Source organism: Zhihengliuella halotolerans (assembly GCF_004217565.1).
Classification (GTDB): domain Bacteria; phylum Actinomycetota; class Actinomycetes; order Actinomycetales; family Micrococcaceae; genus Zhihengliuella; species Zhihengliuella halotolerans.
Map to the genome: position 1 here is coordinate 2988868 of NZ_SHLA01000001.1, position 22222 is coordinate 3011089.

22 protein-coding genes and 2 tRNA genes are annotated in these 22222 nt (G+C 64.3%); 15 read left to right on the forward strand and 9 right to left on the reverse strand.

The annotated features are described in order from the left end of the window. Positions 1-79 precede the first annotated feature (79 nt). The 6 genes from rsmG to rpmH form a co-directional block, all read right to left on the reverse strand. Positions 80-724 carry a 16S rRNA (guanine(527)-N(7))-methyltransferase RsmG gene (rsmG, locus tag EV380_RS13680; protein WP_242607632.1) on the reverse strand — a complete coding sequence of 215 codons (645 nt, stop codon included), beginning with the start codon at positions 722-724 and terminating at the stop codon, positions 80-82. 93 nt (positions 725-817) lie between these two features. Further along, entirely contained in the window at positions 818-1342 is a 525-nt protein-coding gene (locus tag EV380_RS13685) for a Jag family protein (RefSeq protein ID WP_130451606.1), read from the reverse strand. A gap of 2 nt (positions 1343-1344) precedes the next feature. Further along, complete coding sequence (gene yidC / locus EV380_RS13690; RefSeq protein WP_102158628.1) at positions 1345-2316, reverse strand: membrane protein insertase YidC; 972 nt, start codon at positions 2314-2316, stop codon at positions 1345-1347. 6 nt (positions 2317-2322) lie between these two features. Next, positions 2323-2697 carry a membrane protein insertion efficiency factor YidD gene (yidD, locus tag EV380_RS13695; RefSeq protein ID WP_242607633.1) on the reverse strand — a complete coding sequence of 125 codons (375 nt, stop codon included), beginning with the start codon at positions 2695-2697 and terminating at the stop codon, positions 2323-2325. Then, on the reverse strand, positions 2690-3079 hold the full coding sequence (rnpA, locus tag EV380_RS13700; protein WP_102158630.1) for a ribonuclease P protein component: 390 nt from the start codon (positions 3077-3079) through the stop codon (positions 2690-2692). Before rnpA ends, yidD begins: the two co-directional genes overlap by 8 nt. Before the next feature lie 61 nt (positions 3080-3140). Then, entirely contained in the window at positions 3141-3278 is a 138-nt protein-coding gene (rpmH, locus tag EV380_RS13705; protein WP_102158631.1) for a 50S ribosomal protein L34, read from the reverse strand. Between the two features lie 629 nt (positions 3279-3907). Here rpmH and dnaA point away from each other — a divergent pair. The 10 genes from dnaA (at position 3908) to EV380_RS13750 (ending at position 15000) form a co-directional block, all read left to right on the forward strand. Then, positions 3908-5416 carry a chromosomal replication initiator protein DnaA gene (gene dnaA / locus EV380_RS13710; RefSeq protein WP_102158632.1) on the forward strand — a complete coding sequence of 503 codons (1509 nt, stop codon included), beginning with the start codon at positions 3908-3910 and terminating at the stop codon, positions 5414-5416. Positions 5417-5859: 443 nt separating this feature from the next. Then, positions 5860-6984 (forward strand): DNA polymerase III subunit beta, encoded by a 1125-nt coding sequence (gene dnaN, locus EV380_RS13715; protein WP_102158633.1) that lies wholly within the window; start codon positions 5860-5862, stop codon positions 6982-6984. A 20-nt stretch (positions 6985-7004) separates the two neighbouring features. After that, on the forward strand, positions 7005-8207 hold the full coding sequence (gene recF, locus EV380_RS13720) for a DNA replication/repair protein RecF (protein WP_130451608.1): 1203 nt from the start codon (positions 7005-7007) through the stop codon (positions 8205-8207). Further along, entirely contained in the window at positions 8204-8782 is a 579-nt protein-coding gene (locus tag EV380_RS13725; RefSeq protein WP_130451609.1) for a DciA family protein, read from the forward strand. Before recF ends, EV380_RS13725 begins: the two co-directional genes overlap by 4 nt. A gap of 345 nt (positions 8783-9127) precedes the next feature. Beyond that, complete coding sequence (gene gyrB / locus EV380_RS13730) at positions 9128-11152, forward strand: DNA topoisomerase (ATP-hydrolyzing) subunit B (protein ID WP_180967317.1); 2025 nt, start codon at positions 9128-9130, stop codon at positions 11150-11152. A 66-nt stretch (positions 11153-11218) separates the two neighbouring features. Further along, positions 11219-13909: a DNA gyrase subunit A gene (gene gyrA, locus EV380_RS13735; RefSeq protein ID WP_130451610.1), complete on the forward strand. Its 2691-nt coding sequence runs from the start codon at positions 11219-11221 to the stop codon at positions 13907-13909. Beyond that, positions 13906-14580 carry a DUF3566 domain-containing protein gene (locus EV380_RS13740; RefSeq protein WP_130451611.1) on the forward strand — a complete coding sequence of 225 codons (675 nt, stop codon included), beginning with the start codon at positions 13906-13908 and terminating at the stop codon, positions 14578-14580. The genes gyrA and EV380_RS13740 overlap by 4 nt, the downstream gene beginning before the upstream one ends. 120 nt (positions 14581-14700) lie before the next feature. Beyond that, positions 14701-14774: transfer RNA gene (locus EV380_RS13745), tRNA-Ile, on the forward strand. Between the two features lie 27 nt (positions 14775-14801). Then, a complete protein-coding gene (locus tag EV380_RS16925; protein WP_242607634.1) occupies positions 14802-14918 on the forward strand; it encodes a DLW-39 family protein in 117 nt (38 codons plus the stop codon). Positions 14919-14927: 9 nt separating this feature from the next. Next, positions 14928-15000 (forward strand) — tRNA-Ala (locus tag EV380_RS13750). A gap of 42 nt (positions 15001-15042) precedes the next feature. Here the strand turns inward: EV380_RS13750 and EV380_RS13755 are convergent. Beyond that, positions 15043-15861 (reverse strand): glycosyltransferase family 2 protein, encoded by an 819-nt coding sequence (locus EV380_RS13755; protein ID WP_242607635.1) that lies wholly within the window; start codon positions 15859-15861, stop codon positions 15043-15045. A gap of 123 nt (positions 15862-15984) precedes the next feature. Further along, positions 15985-16755, reverse strand: a complete 771-nt coding sequence (locus EV380_RS13760; RefSeq protein WP_130451613.1) for a hypothetical protein — start codon at positions 16753-16755, stop codon at positions 15985-15987. Positions 16756-16929: 174 nt separating this feature from the next. On the opposite strand from EV380_RS13760, the gene EV380_RS13765 reads away from it, so the two are divergent. The 3 genes from EV380_RS13765 (at position 16930) to EV380_RS13775 (ending at position 20111) form a co-directional block, all read left to right on the forward strand. Further along, positions 16930-17475 carry a peptidylprolyl isomerase gene (locus EV380_RS13765; RefSeq protein WP_102158640.1) on the forward strand — a complete coding sequence of 182 codons (546 nt, stop codon included), beginning with the start codon at positions 16930-16932 and terminating at the stop codon, positions 17473-17475. Between the two features lie 114 nt (positions 17476-17589). Further along, positions 17590-18501 carry a rhomboid family intramembrane serine protease gene (locus EV380_RS13770; protein WP_130451614.1) on the forward strand — a complete coding sequence of 304 codons (912 nt, stop codon included), beginning with the start codon at positions 17590-17592 and terminating at the stop codon, positions 18499-18501. A 638-nt stretch (positions 18502-19139) separates the two neighbouring features. Continuing rightward, on the forward strand, positions 19140-20111 hold the full coding sequence (locus EV380_RS13775; protein ID WP_165391972.1) for a GNAT family N-acetyltransferase: 972 nt from the start codon (positions 19140-19142) through the stop codon (positions 20109-20111). Here EV380_RS13775 and EV380_RS13780 read toward each other — a convergent pair. Further along, complete coding sequence (locus EV380_RS13780; RefSeq protein WP_130452248.1) at positions 20108-20710, reverse strand: LysE/ArgO family amino acid transporter; 603 nt, start codon at positions 20708-20710, stop codon at positions 20108-20110. The genes EV380_RS13775 and EV380_RS13780 overlap by 4 nt on opposite strands. A 106-nt stretch (positions 20711-20816) precedes the next feature. On the opposite strand from EV380_RS13780, the gene EV380_RS13785 reads away from it, so the two are divergent. Both EV380_RS13785 and EV380_RS13790 read left to right on the forward strand, forming a co-directional pair. Then, a complete protein-coding gene (locus tag EV380_RS13785) occupies positions 20817-21731 on the forward strand; it encodes a LysR family transcriptional regulator ArgP (RefSeq protein ID WP_130451616.1) in 915 nt (304 codons plus the stop codon). Continuing rightward, positions 21728-22207: a hypothetical protein gene (locus EV380_RS13790; RefSeq protein ID WP_130451617.1), complete on the forward strand. Its 480-nt coding sequence runs from the start codon at positions 21728-21730 to the stop codon at positions 22205-22207. The genes EV380_RS13785 and EV380_RS13790 overlap by 4 nt, the downstream gene beginning before the upstream one ends. Positions 22208-22222: the final 15 nt, after the last annotated feature.

The following is a 22222-nucleotide window of genomic DNA, read 5'->3' on the forward strand; positions in this document are numbered from 1 at the left end:
CCGACGTTCAGTGCCCCTCACTTGTCCGAACTCATTCGGATCAAACTGAAGAAAATCATCACAGGTACAGACTATCGGTTCAAGCCGAGCCTACCCGGACACGAACGACTGTTGTCGGTTCCTCCAGGACGTTCTCCCCTGCCGTCAGAATATCCGTGGCTAGAGCGCCACGCTTCCGCAGGACCTTACGCGCCTTCTCAATCTCTTCGGCCGCGCTACGGCCCTTCAAAGCGAGCAGTTCTCCGCGTCCGTGCAGCAGCGGCAGAGTGATATCGGCCAGCTTGCTGAGCGCAGAGACTGCACGGGCTGTCACCACATCCACGTCGACTTCATCGAAGAACAGTTCCGAGCGACCACGAAGAACCCTGATGTTCTCCAAGCCGAGATCCACGATCACCTCACCCAGCCAAGTGCATCGACGCTCCAGCGGTTCAATCAGCGTGATATCGAGGTCGGGCCGGGCCAAAGCGAATGTCAGGCCGGGCAGCCCGGCGCCACTGCCGACATCGGCGACTGCGGCACCCTGAGGAATCAGCTCAGTAACCACCGCGCAATTGAGCACGTGCCGGCCCCAGAGGCGCGGAACTTCTCGCGGACCGAGGAGCCCTCGCTCGATACCGGAGGTGGCGAGATGCTCGACGTAACGTTCGGTCAGTGCGAGGCGTTCCCCGAAGACCTCCAACGCAGCACCGCGTTCGGCGATGGTCAATGCGTGCTCTTCCACTTCTGTCCCTTCCGGAAGCCGGCGGGCGCTCGCCCGGAATCTGAATTCAAAAATCGGGCGGTCCCGAGGACCGCCCGATTCATGTGCTGAGAACTAAACAACCGCCGAGACGACGACATGGCGGCCGGAACCTTCTCCGTCTGATTCGCTGTGCAGGCCGAGATCAGCGACGACGTCGTGTACCTGCTTGCGCTCGTAAGCGCTCATGGGCTCGAGCGTGACACGTTCGCCAGTCTCCTTCACCTGTTCGGCCGCATCTGCCGCAATCTTCTGCAGTTGAGCGGACCGCCCCTTACGGTACTCGAGGATGTCCAGGATCAAACGTGAGCGATGTCCGGTCTGTGTGAGCACCGCCAGCCGTGTGAGCTCCTGGAGTGCATCCAGGCCGGCACCATCCTGGCCGACGAGTTCGCGCAACGCCGACTGGTCGCCCTCATCCTGGACGATCGAGATGTAGGTGCGCCCCTTGCGAATCTCGATATCGATGTCGCCATCGATGTCCGCGATGTCCAGCAATTCCTCGAGGTAATCAGCGGCGATGTCGCCTTCTTCTTCGAGTCTCGATGGCGGAATCTCTTCAGCCTCGACGGATTCTGCTGGTGCCGGTATCTCGCTCATGGCTACTTCTTCCTGCGGTTCTTGCGCTGCGGCTGCGAACGCTGGACCTTCGGGGGTTCCGGAACCTCTGGTGCCTCAGCCTCAGCCTCAGCCTTCTTCTTCTTTTCATGAACCGGCGGCAGCCCCTTGGCGGCGCGGCGCGCATTGAGCTCGCGCTCAGCCTGAGACCCCGGCGTCGGGTTGCGGCGAATGATGTAGTACTGCTGGGCCAGTGTCCACAAGTTGGTGGCGGTCCAGTAGATCAGCACGCCGATCGGGAAGTTGATGCCGCCGATACCGAAGACGAGCGGCAGGATGTACAGCATCATCTTCTGCTGCTGCATGAAGGGGCCCTCGAGGGCTTCCTTGGTCATGTTCTTCGTCATGATCTGCTTCTGCGTAATGAACTGCGAAGCGACCATCGCGAGGATCATGACGACGGAGATCACGATGACGGCGATCTGCGGCGAACCCGAGTTGAACGTGCCCAGGAACGTTTGGGACAGGCCTGCGCCGAAGATCGAGGAGTCGGCGAAGTGGTGGGTCTGGTTGACCGTCAGCTGCCCGATGCCCTCGTTGTTCTCCGACGCTCCGCGGGCGTTGTTCAGCGAGTGGAACAGCGCGAAGAAGAAAGGCATCTGGATGAGCAGCGGCAGACAGGACGAAAGCGGGTTCGTCTTGTGGCGCTTGAACAGTTCGCGCTGCTCGGCCAGCATGGCCTGCTGCGAGAGCTGGTCCTTCTTGCCCTTGTACTTGGCCTGGAGCTTGCGCAGGTCAGGCTGCAGCGCCTGCATGGCGCGCTGCGCCTTGATCTGCTTGACGAAGACCGGAATCAGCGCGGCACGAATGAGCAACACCAGCAGCACGATGGACAACGTCCAGTTCCAGCCGGAAGTCTCGTCAAGGCCGATGGCCGTGAGGATCTCGTGGCAGATGCGCAAGATCCAGGTGACGACCCATTGGAACGGCCACAAGATCGTGTCAAAGAAACCCATTACCCGTTATGCTCCTCGTGCCGCGTCCGCGGCGTGCTCGTCATCGTCCGCTGGAATCGGCGGATGATTCATCACCATGATCTGCGGCAGTTTGCCATCGGGCCAAATCCGTCGGCCCTCCGGAACGTGATCGATGCCCCCGTGACTGAACGGATTGCACCGAAAAATGCGCTTTGTCGCCAGGTATACGCCCTTGATGGCCCCGTGCACGGTGACAGCCTCGAGAGCGTATGCCGAGCAACTCGGGAAGTACTTGCAGACGTCACCATAGATGGGTGAGATCAGTTTGCGGTAGACCAGCAGGAACCCGATGATCAGATTCCGCGGTAGGTCCACAATGAAGCGTACGACGGCGTCGCGCCGGGTCCGTGCCTCAGTCACCGTGTCCGTCCGCATCTGCCGGAACGCGCCGGCGATTCTTGTGGTGCGCGGACTTCGCAGCCGAACGCATCAATGAATGTGCTTCCTCGTTCAGTTCGTCCCACTGCGCCGCCGAAGCAGCGGGCAGAGCCCGCATGACAACGTCGAAACCGGTGGGGAACTCGTCGAGGAGCGAAGCGCTGATCGCGCGCAGTCTCCTCTTAACGAGGTTGCGGTGCACCGCGTTCCCGACGGCCTTGGACACGATGAACCCGAAGCGCGTCGGCGCCGAATCCCGAAAACGTGCATATAACACGACGTTCCGGCGCCCAACACGGGCACCGGAACGTACAGTGGTTGAGTAGTCCCTCGCGGAACGCACCCGGTGCACCTTGGGCAACATGGCGATGAGGCCTATCTGTTGGCAGGGAACAGCGAGATGCTCACGAAGGGGCCTGCTCTATTTAGGCAGAAAGTTCGGTGCGGCCCTTGGTGCGGCGGGCAGCCAGGATGGCGCGGCCGGCGCGGGTCCGCATACGCAGACGGAAGCCGTGCTTCTTGGCACGACGGCGGTTATTCGGCTGAAAAGTCCGCTTGCTCACAGTAGTAACTCCAAGACGATCATTTGATGCGCCTTAACCCGTTGCTACAGGGGGAAGAACAGGCTGACGCTCGATATTCACGTGCCGCTTCCGAACTCCTCGCCGGCGACTCCAACCAGCCCCAGACGAGGGCCGGCGCCGATCTGAACAACAGATCTGCACGGTAGTCGCGGCCTGAGGTTCCCTCAAAAGCGGACACACAGGACTAAACAACGATAGGGGTCTACCGCACTATCAGTCAAATGGGAAGACGAGTGGCGTCCAGCACAGCCGTCCTGGAACGCACGGGACATTGTCGTCAACGGACGTCAGAAGCAGGTTCCCACAGATCTCCACAACTTGTGAACTCACAATCCACACCTGTGGACGACGGGTAGCGCGAACGCCCCGAACGGCAGCGCCACAATGACCCGATCATCCCTGGAATCACAAGGGTGTAAGCAGTTCTGTGGACAACGCGACGACGACCGTGCGCTGGGGCTCAAGTTATCCACCGCCTGTGAATAAATCTGTGGATAGTCGGCTACAGTTGATCTCCCGACGTTCCGTTCCGGCCCGTCGGGAGACGGCACGGCCCACAGCGGTCGAAGACCAGCACGGCGGCTCCTCGCGAAGGGAAATCACACAACGTGACCACGGACGCAAACAACGATCTCGGTTCCCAGTGGCGTCGAGTCGTAGACCTGATGAAGGACAACACCGAAGTCAGGCCGCGTCAGCGGGCATTCGTCGAATTAGCACAGCCCCAGGGACTGATCGGGACCACACTCTTGGTCGCCGTTCCCAACGACCTCACGCGCAACGTCATGCAGACACAGCTGATGGCCCCGCTCGACGCGGCGCTGCGCCAAGTCTTCCAAGATGACATCCGCGTTGCTTTCAGCGTCGATACGAATCTCGAGCCCGAGACCTCCGCCGAGGAACTCCCGACGCCCCAGCCCGTTGAGATCGCCGAGCAGGCCTCCTCCGAGCCGGCCATCTCGAACGCCGCCGACCAGCACGAAGTCTTGCGCAGCGTCGCCCGTGCCCGCTCCGACAATGAGCACGGCCCCCGCAACAAGCCGGTTCCGGTGCCCACGCCGCCGTCGAACTCGCAGGAGATCGGTCGGCTCAACCCCAAGTACATTTTCGACACGTTCGTGATCGGCGCCTCCAACCGCTTCGCGCACGCGGCCGCAGCTGCAGTCGCCGAGGGCCCGGCCAAGGCCTACAACCCGCTGTTCATCTACGGCGACTCGGGGCTGGGCAAGACACACCTGTTGCACGCGATCGGACACTACGCACGGCACCTGTTCAACGGCATCCGCGTCCGCTACGTGAACTCGGAGGAGTTCACGAACGACTTCATCAACTCCATCCGCGACGACGAGGGTACGAGCTTCAAACAGACGTACCGCAACGTCGACATTCTGTTAATCGACGACATCCAGTTCCTGGCGAACAAAGACGCGACGCAGGAGGAGTTCTTCCACACCTTCAACGCGTTGTACAACGACAACAAGCAGGTCGTCATCACCTCCGACCTGCCGCCCAAGCAGCTCGCAGGGTTCGAAGATCGCATGCGCTCGCGCTTCGAGTGGGGCCTGATCACCGACATCCAGCCGCCGGAACTCGAAACCCGCATCGCGATCCTTCGCAAGAAGGCCGAGGCCGAAGGGCTCCGCGCGCCTGACGACGTGATGGAGTACATCGCCTCCAAGATCTCTACCAACATCCGCGAGCTCGAAGGCGCTCTGATCCGCGTCACCGCGTTCGCTTCGTTGAACAATCAGGCCGTGGACATGGCGCTGGCCGAGACGGTTCTCAAGGACCTGATCACGGATGAAGACGCCCAGGAAATCACGTCCCAAGCGATCATCGCGCAAACTGCCGAGTACTTCGGACTGTCGATCGAAGAGCTCAACAGCAAATCGAGGACCCGCACACTCGTGACGGCCCGTCAGATCGCAATGTATCTGCTGCGTGAACTCACGGACCTGTCGCTGCCGAAGATCGGTGCCGAGCTCGGTGGGCGCGACCACACCACGGTCATCCACGCCGACCGCAAGATTCGCGACCTCATGGCCGAACGACGCTCGGTATTCAACCAGGTCACCGAGCTGACGAACCGAATCAAGCAGCAGCAGCGCAAGGGATAGCAGCAGCAATTTTCGCCGCTGCCGCCGCAGGCGGAGGCCACGAAAATCACACCTGTGGATAACTTTGTGGACAGTTAAGTGGACGACACCTCAAACCTGCGCATAAGTCCAGGGGGTCCTGTGGATCCCTTAAACGACGCGGATTTTTGTCCACCGCTATCCCCTGCCCAGACGAGAGACCGCCCACAGCTTGTGAACAAGCAGATTCGGTGAACTGGCACGGCGCAGGGTGGTTATCCACAGTTTCCACAACCGTTGTTAACACTACTAACCCTTTAAACCCCTCATCCAGATAACAAGACTCCATCCCGTGACTCGACGATCGAACGGCACCAACCAGAAGCTTGGGAGCACAGCGACGACCGATAACGGTCGACCCGCTCTTCGGGCTAAGCTTGCACCGAATACTTGTCACTACCTTGCTGTGAAAGGCGGATCGCTACGTGAAGTTCAGTGTTGAAAGGGACGTGCTGGCTGAAGCAGTCTCCTGGACTGCCCGATCCCTGTCTCAGCGGCCGCCGTCCCCTGTACTCGCAGGCATCCTCATGACTGCCGAAGGCGGAACCGTCACCTTGGCCGGTTTCGACTACGAAATCTCCGCACGTATCGAGATCCCCGCGGACATCGCCGAAGAAGGAACGATTCTCGTCTCCGGCAAGCTTCTCGCTGAGATCACCCGCAGCCTTCCCCAAGCACAAGTGACCTTGGAGACCGAAGGTTCCAAGGTCCTCGTAGCCTGCGGACGCAGCCGGTTCAACCTCGCGACCATGCCGGTCACCGAATACCCGGACCTGCCCGGACTTCCTGAAATCGCCGGCGTCGTGGATGGCGAAGCCTTCGCGCAGGCGATCACGCAGGTCATCGTCGCGGCCTCTAAAGACGACACCCTCCCCGTCCTCACCGGAGTGAAGATGGAGATCGAGGACGACCTCATCACCTTCCTGGCAACGGATCGTTACCGCCTGGCCATGCGAGAAGTCGCTTGGCGCCCGGCGACCCCGGGAATTTCCACCTCAGCTCTGGTCAAGGCCAAGACCCTGAGCGAAGTTGCCAAGACGCTCGCCAGTGCCGGGGAACTAAACATCGCCCTGGGTGAAAAGAGCGACCTCATCGGCTTCCAAAGTGGTACTCGCCAGACGACATCGCTGCTCGTCGACGGTGACTACCCCAAGATCCGATCGCTCTTCCCGGACAACACTCCGATCCATGCGACAGTCGCCACGCAGTCTCTCGTCGAGGTCGTGCGCCGCGTCGCCGTCGTCGCCGAACGCAACACCCCGGTTCGACTCGCGTTCACCGATGGCCAGCTGACCCTGGACGCCGGAACCGGCGAAGACGCCAAGGCCGAGGAGACCATCGAAGCCCACCTCGACGGCGAGGACATCACCGTCGCCTTCAACCCCGCTTATCTGAGCGAAGGCCTGAACGCATTCACGAGTGAATTCGTCCGCTTCTCCTTCACCTCAGCTCCAAAACCCGCGATGTTGACAGCTCAGGATTCCCTTGAGGGCAGCGACTCCGACGCCTACCGGTACCTCGTGATGCCGGTGCGCTTGCCGAACAACTAGTCAGACGCGTTGCCGGCAGCGTGTACATCTCGCACCTCTCCCTGACGGACTTCCGAAGTTATGCCCAGGCCGACCTCGAGCTCTCACCTGGGACCACGGTGATGGTGGGGTCGAACGGCGTGGGGAAGACCAATGTCGCGGAAGCCATCGGATATCTGGCCACGCTCTCGTCCCACCGAGTGACGACAGATTCCGCTCTTCTGCGTTTCGGCACCGAACGGGCCCTCGTCAGGGCGCAGGTCGTGCGGACATCGCACGCCACGTCGGTCGAGCTCGAGATCACCCGCGGCAAGATGAACCGGGTACGCATCAACCGCGCCAACCCGGTTCGCGCGCGTGACATCCTCGGTATCGTTCGAACCGTCCTCTTCGCTCCTGAGGACCTCGCACTGGTCAAGGGGGATCCCTCGGCCCGCCGCAGGTTTCTCGATGACCTGCTGGTAGTCCTCCAACCGCATCAGGCCGCAACGCGGAGTGACTACGACCGGGTACTCCGTCAACGCAATGCTCTCCTGAAGTCGGCCCGCGCCGCGGGGAAACTGACGACGAATCATGAGGCCACGCTTGACGTCTGGGACCAGCACCTGGCCCAGGCAGGAGCACGGGTACTGCGGGGCCGATTCGACGTACTCGGGCAAGTGGCCGGGCCATTGGCCGCCGCGTACGCGTCACTAACCGATGGATCGAAGATCGCCTCGGCCCACTATCGCTCGACGATCGTTTCCGACATCGAGGACGACGGCGATGCAGCCGTCCAGCCCGATGGCAACTCTGAGGCGCTGCTCGAGGCATCGGCCAGTGAACTCCAGGAGCGGATTCTCGCGGCGCTGACGGCGAAGCGGCAGCAGGAGGTTGAGCGCGGAATGACCCTTGTGGGTCCCCACCGCGACGAACTGTTGCTTACCCTCGGTGGTGTACCGGCGAAGGGGTACGCCTCGCACGGCGAGACCTGGTCACTTGCTCTGTCGCTCCGGCTGGCGTCATACCAAGCCATGCTCGAGGACGACTCCCGGCCCGGAGCGGGGCCGATCCTCATTCTGGACGACGTTTTCGCGGAATTGGACGCGGACCGTCGGGCCCGCTTGGCGAAAGTCGTCGCAGACGCCGAACAGGTCCTCGTGACGGCCGCCGTCGAAGCCGACGTCCCGGATTCCCTCAAAGGGCACGTTCTGCGGGTCACACCGGGAGCCATCCACGCCGCCGGGGAGGGGCCGGGCGCATGAACCGGGACCGCGATGCGGCGACACCCGGGCCCAGGCATGAGTCGACGCCAGAGCCCCAGTTCGACGCTGCGCATGCCATGCTCAACAGGATGCGGCTCATCGCCGAGAGTCGCGGCGAAGCCAGAATCGACGCCAAGCGTGCGGCAGCCATCGCCGATCGGCAAGCGGCCGCCCGGGCCCGTCGGTCCAAACGCACGGAATCCGCTATGTACGACAACGGCCGTGATCCGCTCGGAGTGGGCGCCGTCATGGACCGGCTCGTGCGTAACCGCGGGTGGTCGTCACCCGTTGCCGTCGGATCGGTTCTCTCGGAATGGAACGCACTCGTCGGACCACAGATCGCGGCGCATTGCCAGCCGGAGAGCTTTGAAGCGGCAACCGTCGTCGTTCGCTGCGATTCGAGCAGCTGGGCGACCCAGTTGCGCTTGCTCAGCCACAACCTGCTCAAGACCTTCGACGAGAAGCTGGGGCATGGGGTCATCACCACGATCCAGGTGCTGGGGCCCCAGGCGCCGTCGTGGCGGCGCGGTCGGCGGACAGTGGAGGGGCGCGGCCCCAGGGATACATACGGGTAGATGAATGCAAGGAACGAAGTATGCCCTGCAGCGCATGAATCGGTGAAGCGTCCTAGGGCGCGTTCAATGCCGCAGCTATAGAGACCCTCACGAACGAGGTTCATCGCGGTTCTGGGCCAGTTTTTTGGCTTTTAGCGGCATATTGCCGTCCAAACGGACTAAGTTTTGACGTCCGACGCGCTAGAATTGTGGCAGACCGCTTCCCTAAGTACTGAGGAGTCTGCAGCGCCTGTGGATACTGAGAACACCGAACCCCAAGGACCAGCTGACGAAACGCTGGTCGGGGGGACCGCTGTCGCGGGACCCAACGACACGACGGGGGCGACGTCAGGGGCGCCGAACAAGGTGACCAACGACTACGGGGCCAGCGCAATCACCGTGCTCGAGGGGCTCGAAGCCGTCCGCAAGCGGCCCGGAATGTACATCGGGTCCACTGGTGCGCGTGGCCTCCACCACCTGGTCTACGAAGTCGTGGACAACTCCGTGGATGAAGCCCTGGCCGGCTACTGCGATCACATCAAGGTCATCCTGCAGGCGGACGGCGGCGTCCGAGTGCAGGACAACGGCCGCGGCATCCCCGTGGACATGCACCCCACCGAGGGCAAACCCACGGTCGAGGTCGTCATGACGATCCTGCACGCCGGTGGCAAGTTCGGCGGCGGGGGCTACGCCGTCTCCGGCGGCCTGCACGGCGTCGGCATCTCGGTGGTGAACGCGCTCTCGAGCCGCGTCGAGACCGAGGTTCGCCGCCAGGGCCACGTCTGGCGGATGGGATTCGCCGACGGCGGCGTCCCCCAGAACGAGCTGACCCGCGAAGAAGAAACGACCGAAACTGGCACGACGCAGACGTTCTACCCGGACATCTCCATCTTCGACGCCATCGACTTCGACTTCGAGACCCTGCGTGCCCGCTTCCAGCAGATGGCCTTCCTCAACAAGGGCCTGCGCATCACGCTGACCGACGAACGCCGCCCCGACGACTCGGCGGACGACGTGACCGACCCCGAGAACGAGGGGCCAGGTGAGCTCGAACACGGCGCATCGGAGCCGGACGACGAGCCGAAGCACCGCGTCGTCGATTACCTCTACGAAGACGGCCTGCTCGACTACGTCAAGCACCTGAACGCCTCCAAGAAGGTCGAGCTGGTGCACCCGGACGTCATCGCGTTCGAGTCCGAGGACGATGATCGGAAGATCTCCGTCGAAATCGCGATGCAGTGGACCTCCGCGTACTCCGAGTCCGTACACACGTACGCGAACACGATCAACACCCACGAGGGCGGCACCCACGAGGAGGGCTTCCGTGCGGCGTTGACGTCTCTGATCAACCGCTACGCCCGCGAGAAGAACCTCCTCAAGGAGAAGGACGACAACCTCACCGGCGACGACATCCGTGAGGGTCTGACGGCCGTCATCTCCGTCAAGCTCTCCGAACCGCAGTTCGAGGGCCAGACCAAGACGAAACTGGGCAATTCCAGTGCCAAGGGATTCGTCCAGGGCGTGGTCAACCAGGAGCTCGGCGATTGGCTCGAGCGCAACCCGAACATCGCGCGCGACATCGTACGCAAAGCGCTCATGGCTTCCCAAGCCCGGCTCGCTGCCCGCAAGGCACGCGACAACGCACGTCGCAAGTCCCCACTCGAGACGTTCGGGATGCCCGGCAAGCTGTCCGATTGCTCGTCCAAGAACCCCGCCGAGTGCGAGGTCTACCTGGTCGAGGGTGACTCGGCCGGCGGCTCCGCCAAGCGCGGCCGCGACCCTCGCACCCAGGCGATCCTCCCGCTGCGCGGGAAGATCCTCAACGTCGAGCGCGCCCGCCTCGACAAGGCTCTGGGCAACGCCGAGGTCCAGTCGATGATCACCGCTTTCGGTACTGGTATCGGCGAAGAGTTCGATATGGCGAAGCTGCGCTACCACAAGATCGTGCTCATGGCCGATGCCGACGTGGACGGCCAGCACATCACCACGTTGATGCTGACGCTGCTCTTCCGCTACATGCGCCCGTTGATCGAGCACGGCTACGTGTTCCTCGCGATGCCGCCGCTGTACAAGATCAAGTGGTCGAACGCCGCGCACGACTACGTCTTCACCGACGCGGAACGCGATGCGAAGGTCCGCGAAGGTCTGGCCGCCAACCGCCGCCTGCCGAAGGACAACGGCATCCAGCGCTACAAGGGTCTCGGCGAGATGGACTACTCCGAGCTGTGGGACACCACCATGGACCCCGCCCGGCGCACGCTGCAGCAGGTCACCATGGACGACGCCGCGGCCGCGGATCAGATCTTCTCCATCCTGATGGGCGAAGACGTGGAATCGCGCCGGAACTTCATCCAGCAGAACGCGAAGGACGTGCGTTTCCTGGACATCTGACCGGCGTTACCACCAGTCAGAGAACCAGACCTGCGCGGATGCAGAATTAGTTAGAGGAAGAACTCGATGAGCGACGAGAACCCAGAGAACCAGCCGGAGAACGCACCCGAGGACGTCGAGACGACGATTATCGCGCCGGCCCCGGTCACCGAAGAAGAACTCGACCGGATCGAACCGATCGACCTGCAGACGGAGATGCAGCGTTCCTACCTGGACTACGCCATGGCCGTCATCGTCGGCCGCGCGTTGCCCGATGTGCGTGACGGCCTGAAGCCGGTGCACCGCCGCGTGCTCTACGCGATGTACGACGGCGGCTACCGCCCGGAACGCTCGTACAACAAGTGCGCCCGCGTCGTCGGCGAGGTCATGGGCCAGTACCACCCGCACGGTGATACGGCCATCTACGATGCCCTGGTCCGCCTCATCCAGGACTGGGTCATGCGCTATCCGCTGGCGCTCGGCCAAGGCAACTTCGGCTCCCCGGGCAACGACGGCGCGGCCGCTCAGCGTTATACCGAGACCAAGATGGCCCCGCTGGCCATGGAGATGGTCCGCGACATCGACGAAGAGACCGTCGATATGCAGGACAACTACGACGGCAAGAACCAGGAGCCGACGATCCTGCCGGCTCGTTTCCCGAACCTGCTCGTCAACGGTTCCTCGGGCATCGCCGTCGGCATGGCCACGAACATTCCCCCGCACAACCTGCGAGAGGTCGCCGACGGCGTCCAGTGGTTCCTGAAGAACCCAGAGGCCCCGAAGGAAGAACTCCTCGAAGAGCTCATCCGCCGTGTTAAGGGGCCGGACTTCCCCACGGGGGCCACCATCCTCGGGCACAAGGGCATCGAGGACGCCTACCGTACCGGCCGCGGATCCATCACGATGCGCGCAGTGGTCAGCGTCGAGGAACTCCAGGGGCGCACGTGCCTCGTCATCACCGAGCTCCCCTATCAGGCGAACCCCGACAACCTGGCCGTGAAGATCGCGGACCTCGTCAAGGACGGGAAGATCCAGGGCATCGCCGACATGCGCGACGAGACCTCGGGCCGCACTGGCCAGCGACTCGTCGTCGTGCTCAAGCGCGACGCCGTCGCCAAGGTCGTGCTGAACAACCTGTACAAGCACACCGACCTGCAGACGAACTTCTCGGCCAACATGCTGGCCATCGTCGACGGGGTACCCCGCACGCTGTCCCTGGACGCGTTCATCCGCCACTGGGTGACGCACCAGATCGAGGTCATCGTCCGGCGCACCAAGTACCGGCTGCGCAAGGCCGAGGAGCGCGCGCACATCCTGCGCGGTCTGCTCAAGGCCCTCGACGCGATCGACGAGGTCATCGCCCTGATCCGGCGCTCCCCCACCGCGGACGAAGCCCGAGAGGGTCTGAAGACCCTGCTCGAGATCGACGACGTGCAGGCCCAGGCGATTCTCGACTTGCAGTTGCGACGCCTTGCCGCGCTGGAGCGTCAGAAGATCCAGGACGAGCACGCGGAACTCGAAGCCCGCATTGCCGATTACAAGGCGATCCTCGCTGACCCGGTGCGCCAGCGGTCGATCATCTCCGAGGAGCTCGCCGAGATCGTCGACAAGTACGGCGATGACCGCCGCACGAAGATCCTCATGGGCTTCGACGGCGACATGTCGATGGAGGACCTCATCCCCGAGGAAGAGGTCGTCGTCACGATCACCCGCGGCGGGTACGTCAAGCGGACCCGCATCGACCAGTACCGTTCGCAGAACCGCGGCGGCAAAGGCATCAAGGGTGCGACCCTGCGCGGAGACGACGTCGTCGAGCACTTCTTCGTCACGACGACGCACAACTGGCTGCTCTTCTTCACCAACCACGGCCGGGTCTACCGGGCCAAGGGCTACGAGCTCGCCGACGGCGGGCGCGACGCCAAGGGCCAGCACGTGGCGAACCTCATGGCGTTCCAGCCTGAGGAGACCATCGCGCAGGTCATGGAGCTCAAGTCCTACGACCAGGCGCCGTTCCTCGTGCTCGCGACCCGCAACGGTCTCGTGAAGAAAACCCGTCTCGAGGACTACGACACGAACCGCTCCAACGGCCTGATCGCCGTCAACCTGCGAGACGGCGACGAACTCGTGGCCGCTCGGCTGGTCGACGAGACCGACGACCTCATGCTGGTCTCCCGCAACGGCCAGTCGTTGCGCTTCACCGCGACGAACGACGCACTGCGCCCCATGGGCCGCAACACCTCCGGAGTCACGGGCATGAAGTTCAAGGACGAGGACGTACTGCTCAACGCGAACGTCGTCACCGACGACTCCTACTCCCTCGTCGTCACCGACGGCGGGTACGCCAAGCGGACCCGGATGGACGAGTACCGCGTCCAGGGCCGTGGCGGATACGGGATCAAGGTCGCCAAGCTGGCCGAACAACGCGGAGGCCTCGCCGGCGCGATTGTGGTCAGCGAGGACGACGAGGTCCTGGTCGTCATGGAGTCCGGCAAGGTTGTCCGTTCACGTGTCGACCAGGTCCCAGCCAAGGGTCGCGACACGATGGGAGTCATCTTCGCCAAGCCGGACAAGAAGGATCGCATCATCGCAGTCGCACGCAACTCGGAGAGGGGACTCTCAGCGGACGCTGATGAGGATGCAGTACCGTTGGATCCTGAAACGACGAACGACGCGGTAGATACTGCGTCCGAAGCCACCGCCCAAACCGAGACCCCGCTCGAGGCTGAGACGCCAGCGGAGTCGGGCGAGGCAGCCGATACTGACGGAGGTAACGCGTGAGCACCCCTAACACCCCACGTCCGGGAGCGCCCCGGCCCGCAGGTAATCAGGAGTCCCGCCCGTCAGGGACGGGTCGACCCGCGGCCCGGCCGGCCGGTAAGCCCGCGAGCAGCGGCCAGGAAACGACGGGTTCCAAGCCCGCCCAGGCACGGCCTGCACCGCAGAAGCCCGCCGGCTCGAAGCCCGCACCGACAGCCGCCAAACCGGCAGGCCAGCGTCCAGCGGCCGCCAAGCCGGCGGGGCAGCGTCCTGCGGGTGCGCGACCGACCGGACAGCAGCAGAAGCTCGTCCGCCCGGCACCGAAGGCCAAGGTCCGTAAGGCCCGCCTGCTGGTGAGCAAGCTGGATCCCTGGTCCGTCCTGAAGTTGTCGTTCCTGCTCTCGGTGGCGCTGGGCATCGTGACCGTCGTCGCCGCCGTCGTGCTGTGGACCGTGCTCGACCTGACGGGCGTGTTCGACAGCGTCAACAATCTCCTGAGCGAGATCGCGGGGTCGGAGAGCAGCTTCAACCTCGCGGAGATCGCGTCGCTGGGCCAGGTCGCAGCGTTCGCGACGATCATCGCGGTGGTGAACGTCGTGTTGATCACCGCGATCTCCACGCTGGCGGGCGTCCTCTACAACATCTCGGCCTCCCTCGTCGGCGGCATCGGCGTCACGCTGACCGACGACTAGGCTTCACTCGGCCGGCAGACGGGGTCGCCGGGGCGTGTTCTTCGACACGTTCCCGCGGCCCCGATTTGTTCGGATGCAAACACGTGTTGTAGAGTCTTATCTCGGTCCAAGAGGCCAAGGGGGCGTATAGCTCAGGCGGTTAGAGCGCTTCGCTGATAACGAAGAGGTCCCAGGTTCAAGTCCTGGTACGCCCACGGAATCCCCTTCCGGAGGAGGAACGCATGCGCAAGCTGGTGGTACTGGCTGTTGCAGTTGCGGGAATCTTCGCTTACCGGAAATGGCGGGAAACCGAAGAGGAAAAAGCAGTCTGGTCGCGGGAAACCGATCGAGTAGACTGATCCTCGTGCGGGGGCATGGCGCAATTGGTAGCGCACCTGCTTTGCAAGCAGGGGGTTAGGGGTTCGAGTCCCCTTGCCTCCACCGCATGAAAGGCCCCGGGCATCGCCCGGGGCCTTTCCGCTATTAAACCGTTCGAGTGAGCCCCGCGTGCAGGTAGCGCAGCGCCTTCGCCGGATAATAGATGGCCATGAAGATCAATGGGGGGATCTTCAGCAGGGGTCGATTGATCTGGTGGGCGCGGTAGGTCCGGTCGAACCGGGTCACGTAGTAGCGGTAGTCCTTCGGCGAGTCCTCCAGCCGCCGCGCCGACATCCCGGCGATCATGTCCGGCACGTAGCGGATCAGCATGTCGTGCTGGGCCATGTGCACGGAGATGTCGATGTCTTCGTGCATCTGGTCTTCTTCGTCGCGGCACACTTCGTCGGCGACTTTTGCCCAGGCTGACGCGCGCAGCGCCATGTTGGAGCCGAACAGGAAATGGTACTGCCGGTAGGCCACCTTGAGCACGAGCTGCCGGATCCTGTCGTCGGCCTTGAGCCCAAACCTGCGCAGCGGCATGTCGTAGTAGAGGACGGGCCCCGTCGCACCATCCACAGCGGGGTCGGCGAATGTCTCGGCGACGCGCTCCACCCATGTCGGCTCGATGAGTGAATCTGCGTCGATGCGTCCCAGCACCTGCCCCGTGGCGGATCCCAGCCCGAAATCGCGGGTTGGGATGAGCCCTTGGTGCTCGTCCTGGCGCAAGAGTCGGATGGGTGACTCCGGAAATTCGTGGGCGACCTGCTGCACGATCTTCGCCGTCGAGTCTGTGGAACGGTTGTCGACCACGATGATCTCGTGCGCGGGCGCTGTCTGGTAGATCGCCGCCTCGACACACTGCCGGATGACTGCTTCTTCGTTGTAAGCCGGAATGATGATCGAAACGCTCGGTCTGCCAGTCACAAGTGTCAATGTACCAGTGTGTCGGTGCGCTTCCGGGGAACGCGCAGAGTACGACGGCGGCCGGTCGCTTATCGCAACCGGCCGCCGTTGTGCCTGATCGGGCGGGGAAAATTCCCCTCGGGACTACTTTTCGCCGGAACCGCCGTTCACGGCGTCCTTGGCCTCCGCTACGGAGGCCTCCGACTCGTTGCTTTCGGCAGCGACCGGCGCCGGCTCGACCGGAGTCGGGGTCTTCCACGGGTCCTCGACTGGCTTCGAGGCCTTCCACGCCGCGACGCCGGCAGCCGCCGCGGCGGCGAGGACCAGGAAGATCACGAGCCCCTTCTTGCCGCCCTTGTTGCGCGCCTTCTCAGCCTTCTTGAGTTCCTTGGAGGCCTGCTTCGCGGCGGCGACCGCGGCCTTCTGGGCCTTCTTGATGGTCTTCTTGTTGTGCGTGACCTTGGCGACGGTCCGCTCGACCTGCTCCGGGACGCGCAGATCCTCGAGCCGGTGCGCGGTGTAGTCCGCGGCCTCGCCGAGTTTGGCGCTGGCCGTCGGGATGTAATCGTAGACCACGCGGTCGCGGGCGCTGTGCAGCGCGGGGGTGGTCTTGTCCAGGGTCGCCTGGATCTTGGGGGAGGCCTCGTCGACGAATTTCGACAGCTTGGGGCCGAACTTCGAGAGTTCCTCCTGAATGCGCGGGGTCACCTTCGCGACGCCGTCGGACAGTTCGGTTGCTGCCCGCTGGACGCCGGCCTGAACCTTCGGCGAAGCGGCCTCGAGCCCCTTCTCGACTCGCGGCGCTGCCCATGTCACGGCGGCATCAACACGAGGGGCGGCCCATTCGCGGGCGTTCTCTACCGACGTCGTAACCGAATCGCCCAGGTCGCGGGCTACACGTTCTGACTTTTTCACAGGTTTCCTCCCGTAGGTATCTAGCCTCTCCCGCTCCAGCCTACGCCGTGTGTGTAGGCCAGGCCACGTTTCGCCCTGTCCTCGGGGTGAGATCCCAGCAGATTTTCACTGAACGCGTAGTGAACCCGTGCCACACATCGCACATGTGGCGCTCGTGCATGGAACAATGAAGCCATGACTGCAATCCCCACGCACAAGGCGACCATCCACACGAACCTCGGTGACATCGAGGTCAACTTGTTCGGCAACCACGCTCCGAAGACAGTGCAGAACTTCGTCGGCCTGGCCAACGGCGAAATCGAGTGGACGCACCCGCAGACCGGCGAGAAGCAGGTGGACACGCCGCTCTACGATGGCACGATCTTCCACCGCATCATCTCCGACTTCATGATCCAGGGCGGCGACCCGCTCGGCATGGGCGTCGGCGGCCCGGGCTACCAGTTCGACGACGAGATCAGTCCCGACCTGAACTTCACCGAGCCGTACAAGCTGGCCATGGCCAACGCCGGCATCCAGATGGGCCGCGGCACCAACGGCTCGCAGTTCTTCATCACCTCTGTCCCGACCACGTGGCTGCAGGGCAAGCACACCATCTTCGGCGACGTCACCGACGAGGCCTCCCGCGCCGTCGTCGACCAGCTCAACACGGTCGCCACCGACGGCCGCGACAAGCCGCTCGAGGACGTCGTGATCTCCAGCATCGACGTCGTCGCCGTCTGACAAGCATGATCCGATGCCGCCCGTGATTTCGGCCGGCGTCACCACCGAGCTGGTCCTGCCGCCCTTGCGCTGCAGGACCGCTCGTCTTTAACCATCCTCGTCGAGAGCAGGAACATGTCCTACGGTTCTGTCCCCGATCAACAGGTCCCGGCGTGCCCGCGGCACCCCGATCGGCCGAGCTACGTGCGCTGCCAGCGCTGCGGCCGGCCAACCTGCTCGGAGTGCCAGCGCCCCGCTGCGGTCGGCGTGCAGTGCGTCGAGTGCGTGCAGCAGGCCAACCAGTCCATTCCGACCCAGCGCACCGCCCTCGGCGGTGTGCAGCGCGGCGGTCGCCCGGTCGTGACCGTCACCCTGATCGGCCTCTGCGCGCTGACGTTCCTGGCTCAGTACGCGGTTCCCGGGTTGACGCAGGCGATGCAGTGGGCGGGGCTTTACGCCTCGACGCTCGACTTCGAGCCGTGGCGCATGCTCACGAGCACGTTCCTGCACTCGCAGGGCTTCTTGATGCACATTGGCTTCAACATGTACGCGCTGTACATCATCGGCCGGATTCTCGAACCGATGATGGGCCGGCTCCGGTTCGGCCTGCTCTATGTGCTCTCCGGCATCGGCGGCTCCGTGGCGGTTCTGCTGCTCGATCATCCTTTGCAGGGCGTCGTCGGCGCCTCGGGCGCGGTCTTTGGGCTCTTCGGCGCGCTGCTCGTGATCACGCGGGCGCGCGGCGGGAATTTCATGCCGATCTTGATTCTGGTGGGCATCAACCTTGTCATCGGCTTCATCCCCGGGTTCAACATTTCATGGCAGGCCCACCTGGGCGGACTGCTCACGGGCGGCGCCCTCGCCGCCGTCATGGTCTACGCCCCGCGGCTCGCGGCGCGTGGTGGGCAGATGCACGACGCCGGCTCGGCCGCCGGCCGGCATGCCCGCCGGGCCTCGCTCCAGGCACTGGGTGTCGCCGCGGTGGCCTTGGTGCTCGTGGTGTTGACGGTGTGGGGAGCCGCTACGGTTCCGCAGCGGCTGTACTGACTGTCCACAAGCCTTATCCACACTGTTAATAACTTACACACGTGTGATTCGGACTGAATACTTCAGATCCCGGGCGCCGTCGATCGGCATGTAGCCGCCGATCGACGGCGCCCGTTCCGTTTTTTGGTGCCGCTATTCACATATCTATCCCCAGCTGTGGATAACCGCGGTACACACATGTGCACGGATCCACAGACAGCGAACGATCCTGTGGATGCTTGTGGACAGGGGGCTTTCCCACAGGGCCTGTGGATAAGTCATGGTTAGGGCTAGAATCCCCGTGTTTACAGGGATCAAAGAAGGTTCAAGGCTCAATTTGCTCTTCAGGTGTCCCAAGTAACAGATCCGTTGTCCACAGGGGTTCTCCACACTGTAGAAAACTTACAGGCGTGTGATTCGATAAGTCCGAGTCGCCCCGATCGGCGTGATTTCAGCGAATCGAACACACTTACCAACAGACTTGTCCCCACCTGTGGATAACTTTAGTTCACACCGTGTGCACAGTGGGGCGCCACGGCGCAGTGGATAAGTGGGGGTCCACCGGCACCGCGTCCAATCTTGCTCCGGGCGCCACATCCGACTAGTTTGGTCACAGAATGATTGGTAGAACTCAATCACTGGATGGAACGAGGAGCAAGATGACCCAGCCGCGACCGATCACCGCGCACGACATCGAGCCGTGGGCGGATCTGCTCAACGCTGTGAGCACCACCGACGACTTCGGCGAGACGTTCACGCCGGTGGAACTGGCGGAAGGCCTCGAGGCGCCGGGTTTCACACCCGCGTCGGATTCCCTCTCGTGGTGGGACGGGGAGGTGATGATTGCCGCCGCGGAGATCTCCGTGCGGCAGCTGACCGCCGAGGACGGGATCGCCAAGGCCTTCGTCGACGGCGCGGTGCACCCGGAGCACAGGGGGCGGGGACTCGGTACTGCCATCATGGGTTGGGGTCAGCAGCGGGCCCTGGCCCTGGCCGCGGAACGGCACCCGGGGCGCGAGGTGCAGCTGGACACCTGGAACATGACGGCGCAGAGCTCGTATGCTTCGCTCGCCGCGGACTGGGGCTACTCCCCCGTGCGCTACTTCCGCGAGATGCGGGTCGAACTAGAGGGATGGGTGGCGCCGACGGTCGACGTGCGGGTCGAGCAGATCCTGGGGACAACCTCACGGATCGACGCCGAGCTCAGCGCGCCGGCGCACCGCGCCCATCTCGAGGCGTTCCGCGACCACTGGAACTACACGCCGGGCACGATCGAGAAGTGGGAACACTTCACGTCGGGCAGCACGTTCCGCCCGGAATATTCGCGGCTCGCCCTCGATACCTCGAACCCGGAGGACCCCGTGGACGCCTACGTCCTCTGCCAGCAGAACACCGACGACGAGCTGTACGTCGCCCTTGTCGGCACGCGGCGACGGGCGCGGGGTCGAGGCTTGGCTACGACGCTGCTGGCCGACGTCGTGCGCCAGGCCCAGGAGGCGGGCTTGGCAGCGGTCACCCTCGGTGTCGACGCGGCGAGCCCCACGGGCGCCGGCGGCGTCTATGAGCGGGTCGGCTTCCGCCCGGTGCGCTCTAGCGTCGAGTACTCGAAACGGTTGCCGGCCACCGGCTAGAGCGGATGCAGCATGAGCGCCGCGGCGAGCGCGAACGTCATGGCGGCCACGGCGCCGTCGAGCACTCGCCACGCTGATGGGCGCGCGAAGAGGGGGCGCAGCAAGCGCGCACCTGCGCCGAGTGCGCTGAACCAGAGCACGCTGGCGACCATCGCCCCGCCGCCGAAATACCACCGTGCGGCGGGGCCGTGCTGTTCCCCCTGCGTGGCCGCAACCGAACCGAGCAGAACGATCGTCTCCAGGTAAACCTGCGGGTTCAGCCAGGTCAGCCCCAACAAGGTCAGGACGACGCCGGTGCGGCCCGCTGCGGACCGTTCCACCGGGGCGTCGGCCGCGGTGAGGGCGGCGGGTCGCACCGCGCGCCTGAGCGCCATGAGGCCGAACGCGGCGAGGAACGCGGCGCCGCCGAAGCGGGCGACCTGCAGGACCCACGGGGTGTTGGCGACGAGGGAGCCGAATCCGGCGACGCCGACGAGGATGAGCAGAACGTCGGAGACCGCGCAAACCGCGACGCACGCCACGACGTGCTCGCGGCGCAGCCCTTGGCGCAGGACGAACGCGTTCTGGGCACCGATGGAGACGATCAGGGACAGGCCCATGGCCAGGCCGGAGGCGGCGGGAAGAAGGAGAGTCACCTGAACAATCTAGAAGCGCCGACAGATCCAGTACAGCTAATGTTTCTGATGATGCATTAGCATCGTTAATGTGGACTTCCCAGCAGAGCAGCTCCGCGCCTTCGCCGCCGTCGTGGACACCGGGACCTTCGAGGCCGCCGCTGGCCGATTGCATGTGACGCCCTCCGCGGTGAGTCAGCGGATCCGCGCCCTCGAGCGGCAGGTAGGCGCCGTCGTCGTGCGCAGGAGCAACCCGGCCGAACCGACGGCCGCGGGACGCGTACTGGTGCGTCTGGCCCGCCAGGTCGAGCTCGTCGCGGCTGAGGCGATCGCGGAGCTCAGCGGGGCCCGTGCGGGCACCACGGCTGCGCCGCGAGTGCTGACGATTGTGGTTCCTTCGGACTCGTTGTCCTCCTGGTTCGCGCCCGTGCTCGACGCGGCGGCCACGGAGGACGGGTACGTCCTGGAGATCTTGCGCGACGACGAGAACCAATCCGAGGAGCACTTGCGCTCCGGCCGCGCGATGGGCGCCATCACGACCGTGCGTCAGCCGGTTCAGGGGTGTTCGACGACGCCGCTGGGGGTGATGCGCTACCGGGCGATGGGCGCACCGGACTTCGTAGATCGCTGGTTCGGCCCGGGAGGCGGGGGATTCTCTGCCGCACCCGTGGTGAACTTCGGTCGGGACGATCCGCTGCAGAACGAGGTCCTGCGCTCCGCTGGCGTCGCGGCCGAGCCGTTCGCCGGCGGCCCGCCGGCGAGCTACGTGCCGGACCCCGCGCAGTTCGGCCGGGCGGTGGCCGCTGGGATGGGCTGGGGCATGATCCCCGCCTGGCAGGTGGCGGAACTGGGAGGCGCGTTGCGCGAGATCGAACCCGAGGTCGTCCGTGGGGTGGACCTCTACTGGCAGCGCTGGACGCTGGACTCCCCCGGGCTCGATTGGCTCAGTGACGCCGTGCGCTACGCGGCTGCGCGCGGGCTTTCCGGCGGGCAGGAGCGCCCGTGACGGCCCGCGCCGGGCGTGCCGGGCGCTTAGTCTGGATCGGTGTGCTGCTGGTCCTGCTGCCGCCGGTGCCGGCTCATGTGGCCGCCCGACTCTGCGTCGTGGACGACGAGTGCGGGCCGGTCGGGGCGGACATCGGCGCGTACCTCGCCGATACCTTCGACCCCTGGCGTCTCGCGTCGGCCCTCGCGGTGCTGGCGATCGCCGTCGTCGTCCGGGCTCGGTCCGGCCCCGGAGTGACTGCCGCGTCGGTCGCGGGCCTGGTGGCGGTCGTCATTCTCTACGCGACGCCAGCGCACCTGGCGGCCCTCATCGGTTCCGGGGCGGGGCTTGCGGAGACGGCCGAATACCTCGCGTTCCTGAAGACCTTCGACCTGTTGACCCTCGCGCTGCCCATAGCGCTCGTCCTGTACGCCCTCGCCGTCGGATCCTCCCGCCCGCGACGGGCCGTGAAGGGCGCGGAGGGCCGCTACCCGTGACCGCGTTGGCGAGGC

Bases quoted from the DNA above. Each gene is read 5' to 3' on its own strand.
- yidC (WP_102158628.1), bottom strand. From the start codon at position 2,316: ATGGGTTTCTTTGACACGATCTTGTGGCCGTTCCAATGGGTCGTCACC.
- EV380_RS13685 (WP_130451606.1), bottom strand. From the start codon at position 1,342: ATGAGCGAGATACCGGCACCAGCAGAATCCGTCGAGGCTGAAGAGATT.
- EV380_RS13765 (WP_102158640.1), top strand. From the start codon at position 16,930: ATGACTGCAATCCCCACGCACAAGGCGACCATCCACACGAACCTCGGT.
- EV380_RS13780 (WP_130452248.1), bottom strand. From the start codon at position 20,710: ATGGGCCTGTCCCTGATCGTCTCCATCGGTGCCCAGAACGCGTTCGTC.
- rnpA (WP_102158630.1), bottom strand. From the start codon at position 3,079: ATGTTGCCCAAGGTGCACCGGGTGCGTTCCGCGAGGGACTACTCAACC.
- gyrA (WP_130451610.1), top strand. From the start codon at position 11,219: ATGAGCGACGAGAACCCAGAGAACCAGCCGGAGAACGCACCCGAGGAC.
- EV380_RS13770 (WP_130451614.1), top strand. From the start codon at position 17,590: ATGTCCTACGGTTCTGTCCCCGATCAACAGGTCCCGGCGTGCCCGCGG.
- EV380_RS13775 (WP_165391972.1), top strand. From the start codon at position 19,140: ATGACCCAGCCGCGACCGATCACCGCGCACGACATCGAGCCGTGGGCG.
- EV380_RS13725 (WP_130451609.1), top strand. From the start codon at position 8,204: ATGAACCGGGACCGCGATGCGGCGACACCCGGGCCCAGGCATGAGTCG.
- EV380_RS16925 (WP_242607634.1), top strand. From the start codon at position 14,802: ATGCGCAAGCTGGTGGTACTGGCTGTTGCAGTTGCGGGAATCTTCGCT.